Origin of the sequence: Salmonella sp. 2018103 (assembly GCF_026247685.1) — a bacterium.
In the GTDB taxonomy this organism is placed as follows: Bacteria; Pseudomonadota; Gammaproteobacteria; order Enterobacterales; family Enterobacteriaceae; genus Salmonella; species Salmonella enterica.
Window position 1 is genome coordinate 476117 of the sequence record NZ_CP111029.1, and the last position, 16091, is coordinate 492207.

The window sequence follows — 16091 nt, forward strand, 5'->3', positions numbered from 1 at the left end:
CAGGATTATCCCTTAGTATGTTGAAAAAATTTCGTGGCATGTTTTCCAATGACCTGTCCATTGACCTGGGTACCGCGAATACCCTCATTTATGTAAAAGGACAAGGCATCGTATTGAATGAGCCTTCCGTTGTGGCCATTCGTCAGGATCGTGCCGGTTCGCCGAAAAGCGTGGCTGCAGTCGGTCATGATGCGAAGCAGATGCTGGGCCGTACGCCGGGCAATATCGCTGCGATCCGTCCGATGAAAGATGGCGTTATCGCTGACTTCTTTGTGACCGAAAAAATGCTCCAGCACTTTATTAAACAAGTGCATAGCAACAGCTTTATGCGCCCAAGCCCGCGCGTACTGGTATGCGTGCCGGTCGGCGCGACGCAGGTAGAACGCCGCGCGATTCGTGAATCCGCTCAGGGCGCAGGCGCCCGTGAAGTCTTTTTGATCGAAGAGCCGATGGCGGCCGCGATCGGCGCAGGTCTGCCAGTTTCTGAAGCAACCGGTTCAATGGTTGTGGATATCGGTGGTGGTACCACTGAAGTTGCCGTTATCTCCCTGAACGGCGTGGTTTACTCTTCTTCTGTCCGTATTGGTGGTGACCGCTTCGACGAAGCCATCATTAATTACGTTCGTCGTAACTACGGTTCTCTGATCGGTGAAGCTACCGCAGAACGTATTAAACACGAAATCGGTTCCGCTTATCCGGGCGACGAAGTCCGTGAGATCGAAGTGCGTGGCCGTAACCTGGCGGAAGGCGTTCCACGCGGCTTTACCCTGAACTCAAACGAGATTCTGGAAGCGTTGCAGGAACCGTTGACCGGTATCGTCAGCGCGGTAATGGTAGCGCTGGAACAGTGTCCGCCGGAGCTGGCGTCAGACATCTCCGAGCGCGGTATGGTGCTCACCGGCGGCGGCGCGCTGCTGCGTAACCTTGACCGTCTGTTAATGGAAGAGACGGGCATTCCTGTCGTGGTTGCTGAAGATCCGCTGACCTGTGTGGCGCGCGGCGGCGGCAAGGCGCTGGAAATGATCGATATGCACGGCGGCGACCTGTTCAGCGAAGAGTAGTTGGATACGGGCAGGATTATCCCTGGATTGTCCTGCCTCTCCGACGCGAGAATACGCATAGCCTATGAAGCCAATTTTTAGCCGTGGCCCGTCGCTACAGATTCGCCTTATTCTGGCGGTGCTGGTGGCGCTCGGCGTTATCATTGCCGACAGCCGCCTGGGGACGTTCAGTCAAATCCGAACGTACATGGACACTGCCGTCAGTCCTTTCTATTTTATTTCAAACGGCCCTCGTGAACTGCTCGACAGCGTGTCACAAACGCTGGCTTCTCGCGACCAGCTTGAGCTGGAAAACCGGGCGCTGCGCCAGGAATTACTGCTAAAAAACAGCGATCTGCTGATGCTGGGGCAGTACAAACAGGAGAACGCGCGGTTGCGCGAGCTGCTGGGGTCGCCGCTGCGTCAGGACGAGCAGAAAATGGTGACGCAGGTTATTTCAACGGTTAACGATCCTTACAGCGATCAGGTCGTTATCGATAAAGGCAGCGTTAATGGCGTATATGAAGGTCAACCGGTCATTAGCGACAAAGGTGTCGTAGGGCAGGTTGTCGCCGTGGCGAAACTGACCAGCCGCGTGTTGCTGATTTGCGATGCGACTCATGCGCTGCCGATTCAGGTACTGCGCAATGACATCCGCGTGATTGCCGCCGGTAACGGCTGTACTGACGATCTTCAGCTTGAACATCTGCCCGCCAATACCGATATTCGCGTCGGCGATGTGCTGGTAACGTCCGGACTTGGTGGGCGTTTCCCGGAAGGGTATCCGGTGGCGGTAGTCTCCTCCGTCAAGCTGGACACTCAGCGCGCCTATACCGTCATTCAGGCTCGTCCAACCGCGGGTTTGCAGCGTTTGCGCTATCTGCTGCTGTTGTGGGGAGCCGATCGTAACGGCGCCAATCCGATGACGCCGGAAGAGGTTCACCGCGTCGCCAATGAGCGCCTGATGCAGATGATGCCGCAGGTGTTGCCTTCTCCGGATGCGATGGGGCCGCCGGCACCAGTGCCGGATCCGGCGACGGGGATTACTCAGCCATCTGCGGGCCAGACTGCGCCGGTATCAACGCAACCATCGCCTTCGGGCGCGACCACGCCGCCTGCGCGTGCGCCGGGAGGGTAATGGTGGCGAGCTATCGTAGCCAGGGGCGCTGGGTTATCTGGCTCTCGTTTCTTATTGCGCTGTTGCTGCAAATCATGCCCTGGCCGGACGACATCATTGTTTTCCGGCCAAACTGGGTTTTGCTCATCTTACTGTACTGGATTCTGGCCCTGCCGCACCGCGTAAATGTGGGGACGGGATTTGTGATGGGTGCCATACTTGATCTCATCAGCGGTTCCACACTTGGCGTGCGCGCTCTGTCGATGAGTATTGTCGCCTATCTGGTCGCTCTGAAATTCCAGCTCTTCCGTAACCTGGCGCTCTGGCAGCAGGCGCTGGTGGTAATGTTGCTTTCACTGGCCGTGGACATTATTGTTTTCTGGGCCGAGTTTTTAGTGATCAACGTCTCTTTCAGACCGGAAGTGTTCTGGAGTAGTGTAGTCAATGGCGTGCTGTGGCCCTGGCTCTTTTTGCTGATGCGTAAAGTACGCCAGCAGTTTGCTGTGCAATAAAGGTCGATATGACAACTCTGTATCTTGCTTCCGGTTCCCCGCGTCGCCAGGAATTATTGACTCAACTTGGATTTTCATTCGAGCAGGTCGTGCCTGGTATTGAAGAGCAACGGCGTGCTCAGGAAAGCGCGCAGCAGTATGTTGTTCGGCTGGCGCGCGAAAAGGCGCAGGCTGGCGTGGCGCTGGTTCCCCGTGATCTGCCGGTGTTGGGCGCGGATACGATAGTCGTGTTAAACGGCGAGGTGCTGGAAAAGCCGCGCGACGCCGCTCATGCCGCAGAAATGCTGCGTTTGCTTTCCGGAAATACGCATCAGGTGATGACTGCTGTTGCGCTTGCGGACTCGCAGCAGACGCTGGATTGTCTGGTGGTAACGGAGGTGACTTTCCGCACGCTTTCTGCGCAGGATATTACTGGCTATGTCGCCAGCGGCGAGCCTTTAGATAAAGCAGGTGCATACGGTATTCAGGGGCGGGGTGGCTGTTTTGTCAGGAAGATAAATGGCAGCTATCACGCCGTGGTCGGCTTACCGCTGGTTGAAACGTATGAGTTGTTGAGTCATTTTAACGCACTGCGTGATAAAAGGGATAAACATGACGGCTGAATTGTTGGTAAACGTAACGCCATCGGAAACGCGCGTGGCGTACATTGATGGCGGTATTCTTCAGGAAATCCATATTGAGCGCGAAGCGCGACGCGGAATCGTAGGCAATATCTACAAAGGTCGTGTAAGTCGTGTACTTCCAGGTATGCAGGCGGCTTTTGTAGATATTGGGCTGGATAAAGCCGCATTTCTTCACGCTTCCGACATTATGCCGCATACCGAATGCGTGGCGGGCGACGAGCAAAAACAGTTTACCGTGCGCGATATCTCCGAACTGGTGCGTCAGGGACAGGATCTGATGGTGCAGGTAGTGAAAGATCCGCTCGGCACGAAAGGCGCGCGTTTGACCACGGACATCACGTTGCCCTCCCGTTACCTTGTTTTTATGCCCGGCGCGTCACACGTTGGCGTTTCCCAGCGTATCGAAAGCGAAAGTGAACGCGAGCGCCTGAAAAAGGTGGTGGCGGAATACTGCGACGAACAGGGCGGGTTTATTATCCGCACCGCGGCGGAAGGCGTGTGTGAAGAGGATCTCGCGTCTGACGCCGCCTATCTCAAGCGCGTCTGGACGAAAGTCATGGAGCGCAAAAAGCGTCCGCAAACGCGCTACCAGATGTATGGCGAACTGGCGCTGGCGCAGCGCGTGCTGCGCGATTTCGCCGATGCGCAGTTGGACCGAATTCGCGTCGACTCACGTCTGACCTATGAGTCGCTGCTGGAGTTTACCGCAGAATACATCCCGGAAATGACCAGTAAGCTGGAGCATTACAGTGGCCATCAGCCGATCTTCGATCTTTATGACGTGGAAAATGAAATCCAGCGCGCGCTGGAGCGTAAGGTTGAACTCAAGTCCGGCGGTTATCTGATTATTGACCAAACCGAAGCGATGACGACGGTAGATATCAATACCGGCGCGTTTGTCGGACACCGTAATCTCGACGACACCATTTTTAATACCAATATTGAAGCGACTCAGGCCATTGCCCGCCAGCTACGCCTGCGTAATCTGGGCGGCATTATCATTATCGATTTTATCGACATGAATAATGAAGATCATCGCCGCCGGGTGCTGCATTCGCTGGAACAGGCGTTAAGTAAGGATCGCGTGAAAACCAGTATTAACGGTTTTTCGCCGCTGGGGCTGGTGGAAATGACCCGTAAACGGACTCGTGAAAGCGTGGAACATGTGCTTTGTAACGAGTGTCCAACCTGTCATGGCCGCGGGACGGTAAAAACGGTGGAAACCGTCTGCTATGAGATCATGCGTGAAATTGTACGTGTTCATCACGCTTATGACTCCGATCGCTTCCTGGTTTATGCTTCTCCTGCGGTGGCGGAAGCGCTGAAAGGCGAAGAATCACACGCGCTGGCGGAAGTCGAAATCTTTGTCGGCAAACAGGTTAAAGTTCAGGTCGAACCGCTTTATAACCAGGAGCAGTTTGACGTCGTAATGATGTAATTGAGTAGTAGCACCAGCGCATGTAGGCCGGATAAGGCGCAAGCGCCGCCATCCGGCAATATACCTTCAAGGGGTGTGAGTCGTATTTTTTGGCAGACAAGGAGAGACGCGTGAGGCGATTGCCGGGGATTTTATTGCTCACTGGAGCCGCGCTCATCGTCATTGCAGCGCTGCTGGTTAGCGGGTTGCGCCTGGCGTTGCCTCATCTTGACGCCTGGCGTCCAGCTATCCTGAATAAAATTGAGTCTGTGACCGGCGTGCCGGTGGCCGCTAGCCAACTCTCCGCAAGCTGGCAAAATTTTGGCCCTACGCTGGAAGCGCATAATATTCATGCCGCCCTGAAAGATGGCGGCGAACTGTCGATAAAACGCGTTACGCTGGCGCTGGACGTCTGGCAAAGCCTGTTGCATATGCGCTGGCAGTTTCGCGACCTGACCTTCTGGCAACTCAATTTCCGCACCAACACGCCTCTTCAAAGCAGCGACGGCGAAGGCATCGAAACCAGCCGTTTAAGCGATCTTTTCCTGCGTCAGTTCGATCATTTCGATCTGCGCGATAGCCAAATCAGTTTTCTGACGCTTTCCGGACAACGCGCGGAACTGGCGATCCCACAGCTTACCTGGCTAAACGGCAAAGAGCGGCACCGCGCCGAAGGCGAGGTCAGTCTCTCCAGCCTGACCGGGCAGCACGGTGTGATGCAGGTGCGGATGGATTTACGCGATGACGACGGTTTGCTGAATAACGGCAGAGTCTGGTTACAGGCCGACGATATTGACGTCAAGCCGTGGCTGGGTAAATGGATGCAGGATAATGTGGCGCTCCAGACGGCGCGTTTCAGTCTGGAAGGCTGGATGACGCTCAGTAAAGGCGAAATCGCCGGAGGAGACGTCTGGCTGAAACAGGGCGGAGCAAGCTGGTTGGGCGATAACACGACGCACACGCTGTCTGTCGATAACCTTACGGCACAGATTAGCCGCGAGCAGCCGGGCTGGCAGTTTTATATTCCGGACACACGGATTACGCTTGATGGTAAACCCTGGCCGAGCGGAGCCTTAACCGTGGCCTGGCTCCCGCAGCAGGACGTCGGCGGCGAGAATCACACACGTAGCGATGAACTACGCATTCGCGCCAGTAATCTTGAACTGGCGGGGCTGGAAGCATTACGTCCGCTGGCGGCTAAACTGTCGCCTGTGCTGGGCGAAATATGGCAGGCTACGCAGCCGAGCGGAAAGATCGCCGCACTGGCGCTGGATATTCCGCTACAGGCGACCGAAAAAACGCGTTTTCAGGCATCGTGGGAAAATCTTGCCTGGAAACAGTGGAAGCTGTTGCCCGGCGCGGAACATTTTTCCGGTACGCTGGCGGGAAGCGTAGAAGACGGGCAGATGAAGGTTGCGATGCAGCAGGCTAAGATGCCCTATGAAACCGTTTTTCGCGCGCCGCTGGAAATTGAAAACGGCGTCGCGACGCTTAGCTGGTTGAAGAATGAGAACGGCTTTCAGCTTGATGGCCGCGACATTGACGTCAAAGCAAAGGCGGTACATGCGCGCGGCGGGTTCCGCTATCTGCAACCGACGGGCGACGAACCGTGGCTGGGGATTCTGGCCGGAATCAGTACCGACGATGGATCTCAGGCGTGGCGCTATTTTCCGGAAAACCTGATGGGCAAAGCGCTGGTCGATTACCTTAGCGGCGCGATTCAGGGCGGCGAGGCGGATAACGCCACATTGGTTTACGGTGGTAACCCGCACCTCTTTCCCTATAAGCATAACGAAGGTCAGTTTGAAGTGCTGGTGCCGCTGCGCAATGCGACGTTTGCTTTTCAACCCGACTGGCCGGCGCTAAAAAATCTCAACATTGAACTGGATTTCCTGAACGACGGCCTATGGATGCGTTCGGATAGCGTCGATTTGGGCGGGGTGAAGGCCAGCAAACTCGCGGCGGCGATTCCGGATTATTCCAAAGAGAAACTGCTCATTGATGCCGATATTAACGGGCCGGGAAAAGCCGTTGGGCCTTATTTCGACGAGACGCCACTAAAAGACTCGCTTGGCTCGACGCTGGCGGAGCTCCAATTAGATGGCGATGTGAATGCTCGCTTACATCTTGATATTCCGCTGGATGGCGAACAGGTTACCGCTGAGGGCGATGTCTCGTTGCGTAATAACAGTCTGTTTATTAAGCCGCTAAACAGCACGCTCAAAAATCTGAACGGTAAATTCAGCTTTGTGAATGGCGCGCTAAAAAGCGGGCCGCTGACGGCAAACTGGTTTAATCAGCCGCTTAACCTGGATTTCAGTACGACGGAAGGGGCAAAAGCCTATCAGGTCGCCGTCAACCTGAACGGTAACTGGCAGCCAACGCGTATGGGCGTCTTACCGCCGCAACTGAATGACGCCCTGAGCGGCAGCGTGACGTGGAATGGTAAAGTCGGCATCGATCTTCCGTATCACGCTGACACCACTTATCACATCGAGCTGAACGGCGATCTGAGAAATGTGAGCAGTCACTTACCTTCTCCGCTAAATAAACCCGCAGGCGAAGCCATTCCGGTGAACATTCAGGCTGACGGCAACCTGAAAAGTTTTGCGCTAACGGGGAGCGCAGGGAGTAAAAATCACTTTAACAGCCGCTGGTTATTAAATCAGAAGCTGACGTTGGATCGGGCTATCTGGACGACGGACAGCCGGACGATTCCGCCATTACCTGCTCAACAAGGCGTTGAGCTCAATCTGCCGGCGCTGGATGGCGCGCAGTGGCTGGCGTTATTCCAGAAAGGCGCGGCGGATAACGTGAGCAGTTCGGCCGAGTTTCCTCAACGCGTCACGTTGCGTACTCCCGCGCTATCGCTGGGCGGCCAGCAGTGGAACAATTTGAGCGTCGTTTCAGCCCCCTCGCTGAACGGAACAAAAATTGAAGCGCAGGGCCGTGAGGTGAACGCCACGCTGCTCATGCGCAACCATGCGCCGTGGCTGGCGAACATTAAGTACCTTTACTACAACCCTGGCGTCGCAAAAACGCACGCCTCGTCACCCACGCCGACATCGCCGTTGGCTTCGGCGAACACGATTAGCTTCCGCGGCTGGCCGGACTTACAGCTTCGCTGCGAAGAGTGCTGGCTGTGGGGGCAAAAATATGGGCGTATTGATGGCGATTTCGCCATCAAAGGCAATACGCTGACTCTGGCGAATGGCCTGATCGATACCGGATTCGCCCGTTTGAAAGCGAACGGCGAGTGGGTGAATGCGCCGGGTAATGAACGAACCTCGCTGAAAGGTAGTCTGCATGGTAGTAACCTCGACACGGCTGCCGGGTTCTTCGGCATCTCGACGCCAATCCAGAACGCGTCTTTTAACGTAGATTACGATCTGCACTGGCGAAACCCGCCCTGGCAACCTGATGAAGCCACGCTCAACGGGATTTTACGCACGCGTCTGGGTAAAGGTGAGTTTACTGATCTCAGTAGCGGTCATGCCGGACAGTTACTGCGGCTGCTCAGTTTTGATGCGTTGCTGCGTAAGCTGCGGTTTGACTTCAGAGATACCTTTAGCGAGGGCTTCTATTTCGACTCTATTCATAGTACCGCGTGGATTAAAGATGGCGTCCTGCATACTGACGATACGCTGGTGGATGGGCTGGAAGCGGATATTGCAATGAAAGGTTCTGTTGATCTGGTGCGTCGTCGTCTTGATATGGAGGCCGTTGTCGCGCCGGAAATTTCCGCCACCGTGGGCGTCGCTGCCGCGTTTGCCGTTAACCCGATTGTCGGCGCGGCGGTATTTGCCGCCAGTAAAGTGTTGGGGCCGCTATGGAGCAAGGTCTCCATTTTGCGATATCGCATTACCGGTCCGGTCGATGCGCCGCAGATCAACGAAGTTCTGCGCCAACCGAGAAAAGAAAGCCAGCAATGATTTGACGGGGGCGAGGAATTGCCCCACTCTCAGTAAATAGTCATGCCGGACGGCGCTGCGTTTATCCGGTTTGTACAATCTAACAACGTAGTCCGGATAAGGCGTGAACCGCCATCCGGCAGAAATCAACGAGTAGCAAAAACGATGAGTCTGAACCTGGTAAGTGAACAATTGCTAGCGGCGAATGGCCTGAACCATCAGGATCTGTTCGCTATTTTGGGCCAACTGGCCGAACGCCGTCTTGATTATGGCGACCTCTATTTTCAGTCGAGCTATCACGAATCCTGGGTTTTAGAAGACCGCATCATTAAAGATGGTTCATATAATATCGACCAGGGCGTTGGCGTTCGCGCCATTAGCGGCGAAAAAACCGGTTTTGCTTATGCTGACCAGATAAGCCTCCTGGCGCTGGAGCAGAGTGCGCAGGCAGCGCGAACCATTGTACGCGAGAACGGCGAAGGCAAGGTAAAAACGCTCGCCGCCGTAGCGCATCAGCCGCTCTACACCACCCTTGATCCGCTACAAAGTATGAGCCGCGAAGAGAAGCTGGATATCCTCAGACGCGTTGATAAAGCGGCGCGAGAAGCCGATAAACGCGTGCAGGAAGTTAACGCCAGCCTGACCGGCGTATATGAATTAATCCTCGTGGCGGCGACCGACGGGACGCTGGCGGCGGATGTCCGTCCACTGGTGCGGTTGTCCGTTAGCGTGCAGGTGGAAGAAGACGGTAAACGCGAGCGCGGCGCCAGCGGCGGCGGCGGTCGCTTTGGTTATGAGTATTTTCTTGCCGATCTCGACGGCGAGGTTCGCGCCGACGCGTGGGCGAAAGAAGCGGTACGCATGGCGCTGGTTAATCTCTCCGCGGTCGCTGCGCCAGCGGGGACGTTACCGGTGGTTCTGGGCGCCGGGTGGCCGGGCGTATTGCTGCACGAAGCGGTCGGGCACGGGCTGGAAGGTGATTTCAACCGTCGTGGGACGTCTGTGTTTAGCGGTCAGATCGGCGAGCAGGTTGCCTCCGCGCTTTGCACCGTAGTGGATGACGGCACAATGATGAACCGTCGTGGCTCCGTTGCTATCGATGATGAAGGTACGCCAGGCCAGTACAACGTATTGATTGAAAATGGCGTGCTGAAAGGATACATGCAGGACAAGCTGAACGCGCGCCTGATGGGCGCTGCGCCGACCGGTAACGGGCGTCGCGAATCTTACGCGCATCTGCCAATGCCGCGTATGACGAATACCTATATGTTGGCGGGGCAGTCAACGCCGCAGGAAATTATCGAATCCGTTGAATACGGCATCTATGCGCCTAACTTTGGCGGTGGTCAGGTGGATATCACCTCCGGCAAGTTTGTGTTCTCTACCTCGGAAGCGTATCTGATTGAAAACGGCAAAGTCACGACGCCGGTGAAGGGCGCGACGTTGATTGGATCAGGCATTGAAACGATGCAACAGATCTCCATGGTCGGCAACGACCTTAAGCTGGATAACGGGGTGGGGGTTTGCGGTAAAGAGGGTCAAAGTCTGCCGGTAGGCGTAGGCCAGCCGACGCTGAAAGTCGATAACCTGACGGTTGGCGGCACCGCATAACTCTCCGCCTTATCAGGCCTGTGGTGTGTGCCGCCCAGGCCTGATAAGCGCAGCGCCATCAGGCAATGTCTGCGTCGGGTGGCATCTGGCTACAATCGTCTTCAGCAATTACCCGGTGTTTTTATTTTTCTTTCCCTCGCCCGTGCATCCCCTGAAACAGGTGTGCGACATCGACAAAATAGTCAGTTAACGCGTTAATCACTACCTGCACTTTAAGCGGCAGCTTATCTTTTTCGGTGTACAGCGCGTACACCGGACGGGGATCGGACTGATAGCGAGGCAGCAGGATCTCCAGATCGCCACGATTGATCTCATCGATCACCCACATCAGCGGCACATAGGCGATTCCGGTTCCGGCGGTCAGCCAGCGTACCAGCGTCATCGGATCGTTAGTGACGAACCGCCCCTGTGGAATCAGTCGGGTAGAAATTCCTTCCGGCGCGATAAGTTCAAACTCATTATCCGGGCGCACGCTATATTCCAGCCAGGAATGGCTACTGAGATCGGCGGGTTTTTCCGGGACGCCGTACTGAGCGAGGTAGGGCTTGGCGGCGCACACAACCATCGGCATCGCGCCAAGTCGACGGGAAAACAGGCTGGAGTCTTGCAGCGCGCCCACGCGGATCACCACGTCCAGCCCGTCGGCAATTAAATCCGGAGCCGGAATTCCTGTCACCAGATTGACCGCCAGACCGGGATACTCTTTTAATAATTTTGCGGTAAGCCCGGCCAGCACATTTTGCGCCATGGTTGAAGAACAGCCGATACGCAATGTACCGATAGGCGTGTTATTAAAAGCGTAAAGCTGCTCGTGAACATCCTGCACTTCATGCAGCATACGACGACAGCCCTGATAATAGATTTTTCCAGCCTCGGTGAGCCCAATGCTGCGTGTGCTGCGGTTGAGCAATTTAACCTGAAGCTCATCTTCCAGTTTCGCCACAGTCTGGCTGATGGACGATACGCTCATTTGCAGCTGTCTGGCTGCGGCGGTAAAAGAGCCAAACTCGACAACTTTGGCGAATACCGACATTCGTTTTAATCGTTCCATTATTCACTCTGGCTTAAAAGTGATTTAGATCACATAATATAGATAACAGCATAACAATTACGTTAATATACTATTATTCGAATAAGAGCTATGTCGCTCTCGCCTGGCGTCTCTTGCCCTTCTCTGCGGCGATGTAGCTTAACAATCTATCGCCTGCTCTCTCTCAGAAATCAAGGTCAACATGAGTCTGTTTCCCGTTATCGTGGTGTTTGGTCTTTCCTTCCCACCGATATTTTTCGAATTGCTTTTGTCACTGGCTATTTTTTGGCTGGTGCGTCGGATGCTTGTACCGACGGGTATCTATGATTTTGTCTGGCATCCGGCTCTGTTCAATACCGCGCTGTATTGTTGTCTGTTTTATTTAATATCGCGCCTGTTCGTTTGAGGTTGAAGTGAAAACACTAACAAGAAAACTCTCCCGTACGGCCATTACCCTCGTACTGGTTATTCTGGCCTTTATCGCCATTTTCCGCGCCTGGGTGTATTACACCGAATCTCCCTGGACGCGTGACGCGCGTTTTAGCGCCGATGTCGTCGCTATTGCCCCGGATGTCGCGGGCCTGATTACCCATGTAAACGTGCATGATAACCAACTGGTGAAAAAGGATCAGGTCCTGTTTACCATCGATCAGCCACGCTATCAAAAAGCGCTGGCGGAAGCGGAAGCTGATGTAGCCTATTATCAGGTCCTGGCGCAGGAAAAACGCCAGGAAGCCAGTCGCCGTAATCGCCTCGGCGTACAGGCGATGTCCCGGGAAGAGATCGATCAGGCGAACAATGTTTTGCAGACTGTACTGCATCAACTGGCTAAAGCCCAGGCGACGCGCGATCTGGCTAAACTCGATCTGGAACGCACCGTCATTCGCGCGCCTGCCGACGGCTGGGTGACTAACCTCAATGTTTATGCCGGTGAATTTATTACCCGCGGTTCCACAGCCGTCGCCCTGGTGAAAAAGAACTCTTTTTACGTGCAGGCCTATATGGAAGAGACCAAGCTGGAAGGCGTGCGTCCGGGATATCGTGCCGAAATCACGCCGCTTGGCAGCAACCGGGTATTAAAAGGTACCGTCGATAGCGTGGCGGCAGGGGTAACGAATGCCAGCAGTACCAGCGATGCGAAAGGGATGGCGACGATAGACTCTAACCTCGAATGGGTGCGTCTGGCCCAGCGTGTTCCGGTGCGCATCCGGCTTGACGAGCAGCAGGGAAATTTGTGGCCTGCCGGTACGACGGCAACCGTCGTGATCACCGGTAAGCAGGATCGTGACGCAAGCCAGGACTCCTTCTTCCGTAAACTGGCGCACCGGCTGCGCGAATTCGGTTAATCGTCATGGGCATTTTCTCCATTGCCAACCAGCACATTCGTTTTGCGGTAAAGCTGGCGTGCGCCATTGTGCTGGCATTATTTATCGGCTTCCATTTTCAACTGGAGACGCCGCGTTGGGCGGTGCTGACCGCCGCGATCGTGGCGGCAGGCCCGGCATTTGCCGCCGGCGGGGAACCCTATTCCGGCGCTATCCGTTATCGCGGAATGTTGCGTATTATCGGGACGTTTATTGGCTGTATCGCCGCGCTTATCATTATTATCTCTATGATCCGCGCGCCGCTATTGATGATTCTGGTGTGCTGTGTCTGGGCCGGTTTTTGTACCTGGATCTCCTCTTTAGTACGGATCGAAAACTCTTATGCGTGGGGACTGTCAGGTTATACTGCGCTGATCATTGTGATTACCATTCAGACGGAGCCGCTGCTCACGCCGCAATTTGCGCTTGAGCGCTGTAGCGAAATCGTCATCGGCATTGGCTGCGCTATTTTAGCGGATCTGCTTTTCTCGCCGCGATCGATAAAGCAGGAGGTTGATCGCGAACTGGACAGTTTACTGGTAGCGCAATATCAGCTAATGCAACTTTGTATTAAGCATGGCGACAGCGAAGAAGTCGACAACGCCTGGGGCGATCTGGTGCGACGCACGGCGGCGCTGGAGGGGATGCGAAGTAATCTGAATATGGAATCTTCGCGCTGGGTACGCGCTAACCGCCGCCTGAAAGCGTTGAATACGCTTTCGCTCACGCTGATTACGCAATCCTGTGAAACTTATCTTATTCAAAACACGCGGCCGGAACTGATTACCGATACATTCCGGGAACTGTTCGAGACGCCGGTTGAAACGGTACAGGACGTCCACAGGCAGTTAAAACGGATGCGGCGTGTCATTGTCTGGACCGGCGAGCGCGAAACGCCCGTCACGCTTTATAGCTGGGTAGGCGCTGCGACGCGCTATCTGCTGCTTAAACGCGGCGTGATCAGCAACACCAAAATCAGCGCGACGGAAGAAGAGATCCTGCAAGGCGAGCCCGTAGTTAAAGTGGAATCCGCTGAACGCCACCATGCGATGGTGAACTTCTGGCGCACCACGCTTTCCTGCATTCTGGGGACATTATTCTGGCTATGGACCGGCTGGACATCGGGTAATGGCGCGATGGTGATGATTGCCGTGGTGACCTCGCTGGCGATGCGTTTACCCAATCCGCGCATGGTCTGCATTGATTTTATTTATGGCACTCTGGCGGCGTTGCCGCTGGGATTGCTCTATTTCCTGGTGATTATTCCCAATACGCAGCAAAGTATGCTGTTGTTATGTTTGAGCCTGGCGGTATTGGGGTTCTTTATCGGCATTGAGGTCCAGAAACGGCGTCTGGGGTCGATGGGGGCGCTGGCCAGTACGATTAACATTATTGTGTTGGATAATCCGATGACGTTCCATTTCAGCCAGTTCCTCGACAGCGCGTTGGGGCAAATTGTTGGCTGTATGCTGGCGTTTATCGTCATCCTGCTGGTGCGTGATAAATCCAAAGATCGAACCGGTCGCGTGCTGCTTAATCAGTTTGTTTCCGCTGCGGTCTCGGCAATGACGACCAACGTGGTACGTCGTAAAGAAAACCGTCTGCCTGCGTTATATCAGCAACTCTTTTTGCTGATGAATAAATTCCCTGGCGATTTGCCGAAGTTTCGCCTGGCGCTAACGATGATCATTGCTCATCAACGTCTGCGCGACGCGCCGATACCGGTTAATGAAGACCTGTCAGTGTTCCACCGCCAGCTTCGTCGTACCGCAGACCATGTTATTTCCGCCGGAAGCGATGATAAACGGCGACGCTACTTTGGTCAGTTGCTGGATGAGCTGGATATCTATCAGGAGAAATTACGTATCTGGGAGGCGCCGCCGCAGGTGACGGAACCGGTTAAACGCCTGACGGGCATGTTACATAAATACCAGAACGCGCTTACCGATAGCTAACCCACAAGAACCGATGCCAAAAGCGTCGGTTTTTTGTCTATGGAAAACCCCCAGCTAGGCTGGGGGTTCCGGAAAGCTTTCAGCTTTAAGCCAGTTATTAAAACCCCTTTTGATTTGTTAAAACATCTTGCGGTCTGGCAACTGCAAAAGTTCAACAAGAAATCAAAAGGGGGTCCCAATGGGGGACGAAAAGAGCTTAGCGCACACCCGATGGAACTGTAAATATCACATAGTTTTCGCGCCCAAATACCGAAGACAAGCGTTCTATGGAGAGAAGCGTAGGGCAGTAGGCAGCATATTAAGAAAATTGTGTGAATGGAAAAACGTACGAATTCTGGAAGCGGAATGTTGTGCAGATCATATTCACATGCTTCTGGAGATCCCGCCGAAGATGAGTGTGTCGAGCTTCATGGGATATCTGAAGGGTAAAAGTAGTCTGATGCTTTACGAGCAGTTTGGGGATCTAAAATTCAAATACAGGAACAGGGAGTTCTGGTGCAGAGGGTACTATGTCGATACGGTGGGTAAGAACACGGCGAAGATACAGGACTACATAAAGCACCAGCTTGAAGAGGATAAAATGGGTGAGCAATTATCGATCCCTTATCCGGGCAGCCCGTTTACGGGCCGTAAGTAACGAAGTTTGATGCAAATGTCAGATCGTATGCGCCTGTTAGGGCGCGGCTGGTAAGAGAGCCTTACAGGCGCATCTGAAAAACCTCCGGCTATGCCGGAGGATATTTATTATGACTATACTTATTTGAGATACAAAAACAGCGCAAGAGTGCTCCGGGGCTAAAAGCGTTTCTGGAAGTGAAACCTCTGCATAATGATGCTTAGTAGTAAAACAGACAATTGTCTGTCGGGGATGGTGGCTGGCTATGAATGTCTATACTTTTGATTTTAATGATATTAAAAACCAAAGCGATTTTTATCGCGAGTTTACGCAGACGTTTGGTCTTGCCAGTGAGAAAGTAAGCGATCTTGATACATTATGGGATGCGGTAATGAGCGATACCTTACCTCTACCGCTAGAGATTGAGTTCGTTCACCTGCCTGATAAACTGCGCAGGCGCTACGGGGCGCTGATTTTACTCTTTGATGAAGCGGAAGAAGAGCTGGAGGGGCGGCTACGGTTTAATGTCCGGCATTGAAAAAGCATAAAAAAGCCCCCGGCAGGCGGGGGCAAGTCGTCGGGTTAGACGACGAGGGTTTACTTATACAACTCGGCGGTGGCGTGCCAGTTATCACCTTCTTTTAATTCGATGATGCGATAGCTATTAGCGCCTGCTTTTTCGGCTTTAGCGACGATCTCCTGGCGCATATCCATTGGCGTACTGCCAATCTGCGAGACGGAAATGGTGCCCATCGGTTGCAGATTCTGCGCCTGTTCCGCGTTGACCTGGTGTACTGCGGCATTTGCGCCGAAAGAGAGCAGAGTGGCCAGGCCGAGTGATGCGATAATGTATTTCGTTTTCATGGTCTTTTATTCCTTTATAGGGTCAACCTCG

Annotated in this window: 14 protein-coding genes; 12 read left to right on the forward strand and 2 right to left on the reverse strand. The window is 54.2% G+C overall.

Annotation, left to right across the window (positions count from 1 at the left end):
- The first annotated feature begins 17 nt into the window (after positions 1-17).
- From mreB to tldD, 7 genes are all read left to right on the forward strand, one after another.
- Positions 18-1061, forward strand: coding sequence for a rod shape-determining protein MreB (gene mreB, locus OLG56_RS02275; RefSeq protein WP_000913396.1), 1044 nt, complete (start codon positions 18-20; stop codon positions 1059-1061).
- 64 nt (positions 1062-1125) lie between these two features.
- Complete coding sequence (gene mreC, locus OLG56_RS02280; protein WP_000802538.1) at positions 1126-2178, forward strand: rod shape-determining protein MreC; 1053 nt, start codon at positions 1126-1128, stop codon at positions 2176-2178.
- Positions 2179-2180: 2 nt separating this feature from the next.
- Complete coding sequence (gene mreD / locus OLG56_RS02285) at positions 2181-2669, forward strand: rod shape-determining protein MreD (protein WP_000179403.1); 489 nt, start codon at positions 2181-2183, stop codon at positions 2667-2669.
- Positions 2670-2677: 8 nt separating this feature from the next.
- A complete protein-coding gene (locus OLG56_RS02290; protein ID WP_000210306.1) occupies positions 2678-3271 on the forward strand; it encodes a Maf family protein in 594 nt (197 codons plus the stop codon).
- The gene (gene rng / locus OLG56_RS02295; RefSeq protein WP_000123188.1) at positions 3261-4730 is read left to right on the forward strand and encodes a ribonuclease G; all 1470 of its coding nucleotides are present in this window, start codon (positions 3261-3263) and stop codon (positions 4728-4730) included. The genes OLG56_RS02290 and rng overlap by 11 nt, the downstream gene beginning before the upstream one ends.
- Positions 4731-4840: 110 nt before the next feature.
- Positions 4841-8641, forward strand: a complete 3801-nt coding sequence (gene yhdP / locus OLG56_RS02300; protein ID WP_061377264.1) for an AsmA2 domain-containing protein YhdP — start codon at positions 4841-4843, stop codon at positions 8639-8641.
- Positions 8642-8785: 144 nt separating this feature from the next.
- Positions 8786-10231 carry a metalloprotease TldD gene (tldD, locus tag OLG56_RS02305; protein ID WP_000055936.1) on the forward strand — a complete coding sequence of 482 codons (1446 nt, stop codon included), beginning with the start codon at positions 8786-8788 and terminating at the stop codon, positions 10229-10231.
- Between the two features lie 121 nt (positions 10232-10352).
- On the opposite strand, the gene aaeR is transcribed toward tldD, so the two are convergent.
- The gene (gene aaeR / locus OLG56_RS02310; RefSeq protein ID WP_000440300.1) at positions 10353-11282 is read right to left on the reverse strand and encodes an HTH-type transcriptional activator AaeR; all 930 of its coding nucleotides are present in this window, start codon (positions 11280-11282) and stop codon (positions 10353-10355) included.
- A gap of 181 nt (positions 11283-11463) precedes the next feature.
- On the opposite strand from aaeR, the gene aaeX reads away from it, so the two are divergent.
- From aaeX to OLG56_RS02335, 5 genes are all read left to right on the forward strand, one after another.
- Positions 11464-11667 carry a p-hydroxybenzoic acid efflux pump operon protein AaeX gene (gene aaeX, locus OLG56_RS02315; protein WP_000051840.1) on the forward strand — a complete coding sequence of 68 codons (204 nt, stop codon included), beginning with the start codon at positions 11464-11466 and terminating at the stop codon, positions 11665-11667.
- A 7-nt stretch (positions 11668-11674) separates the two neighbouring features.
- Positions 11675-12607: a p-hydroxybenzoic acid efflux pump subunit AaeA gene (gene aaeA, locus OLG56_RS02320; protein ID WP_000855138.1), complete on the forward strand. Its 933-nt coding sequence runs from the start codon at positions 11675-11677 to the stop codon at positions 12605-12607.
- Positions 12608-12612: 5 nt separating this feature from the next.
- Positions 12613-14580, forward strand: a complete 1968-nt coding sequence (gene aaeB, locus OLG56_RS02325; protein ID WP_000510913.1) for a p-hydroxybenzoic acid efflux pump subunit AaeB — start codon at positions 12613-12615, stop codon at positions 14578-14580.
- A gap of 178 nt (positions 14581-14758) precedes the next feature.
- Positions 14759-15217, forward strand: a complete 459-nt coding sequence (gene tnpA, locus OLG56_RS02330; protein WP_000502119.1) for an IS200/IS605-like element IS200F family transposase — start codon at positions 14759-14761, stop codon at positions 15215-15217.
- A gap of 244 nt (positions 15218-15461) precedes the next feature.
- Positions 15462-15734: a barstar family protein gene (locus tag OLG56_RS02335; protein WP_001103888.1), complete on the forward strand. Its 273-nt coding sequence runs from the start codon at positions 15462-15464 to the stop codon at positions 15732-15734.
- A 59-nt stretch (positions 15735-15793) separates the two neighbouring features.
- Here the strand turns inward: OLG56_RS02335 and yhcN-B are convergent, their stop codons facing one another.
- Positions 15794-16060: a DUF1471 family stress response protein YhcN-B gene (gene yhcN-B / locus OLG56_RS02340; protein ID WP_000853277.1), complete on the reverse strand. Its 267-nt coding sequence runs from the start codon at positions 16058-16060 to the stop codon at positions 15794-15796.
- Positions 16061-16091 lie beyond the last annotated feature (31 nt).

What these genes read in the sequence shown, in the direction of transcription:
- mreB (WP_000913396.1), top strand. Translation starts at nt 18, where the DNA reads ATGTTGAAAAAATTTCGTGGCATGTTTTCCAATGACCTGTCCATTGAC.
- mreC (WP_000802538.1), top strand. Translation starts at nt 1,126, where the DNA reads ATGAAGCCAATTTTTAGCCGTGGCCCGTCGCTACAGATTCGCCTTATT.
- OLG56_RS02290 (WP_000210306.1), top strand. Translation starts at nt 2,678, where the DNA reads ATGACAACTCTGTATCTTGCTTCCGGTTCCCCGCGTCGCCAGGAATTA.
- rng (WP_000123188.1), top strand. Translation starts at nt 3,261, where the DNA reads ATGACGGCTGAATTGTTGGTAAACGTAACGCCATCGGAAACGCGCGTG.
- tldD (WP_000055936.1), top strand. Translation starts at nt 8,786, where the DNA reads ATGAGTCTGAACCTGGTAAGTGAACAATTGCTAGCGGCGAATGGCCTG.
- aaeR (WP_000440300.1), bottom strand. Translation starts at nt 11,282, where the DNA reads ATGGAACGATTAAAACGAATGTCGGTATTCGCCAAAGTTGTCGAGTTT.
- aaeX (WP_000051840.1), top strand. Translation starts at nt 11,464, where the DNA reads ATGAGTCTGTTTCCCGTTATCGTGGTGTTTGGTCTTTCCTTCCCACCG.
- aaeB (WP_000510913.1), top strand. Translation starts at nt 12,613, where the DNA reads ATGGGCATTTTCTCCATTGCCAACCAGCACATTCGTTTTGCGGTAAAG.
- tnpA (WP_000502119.1), top strand. Translation starts at nt 14,759, where the DNA reads ATGGGGGACGAAAAGAGCTTAGCGCACACCCGATGGAACTGTAAATAT.
- OLG56_RS02335 (WP_001103888.1), top strand. Translation starts at nt 15,462, where the DNA reads ATGAATGTCTATACTTTTGATTTTAATGATATTAAAAACCAAAGCGAT.
- yhcN-B (WP_000853277.1), bottom strand. Translation starts at nt 16,060, where the DNA reads ATGAAAACGAAATACATTATCGCATCACTCGGCCTGGCCACTCTGCTC.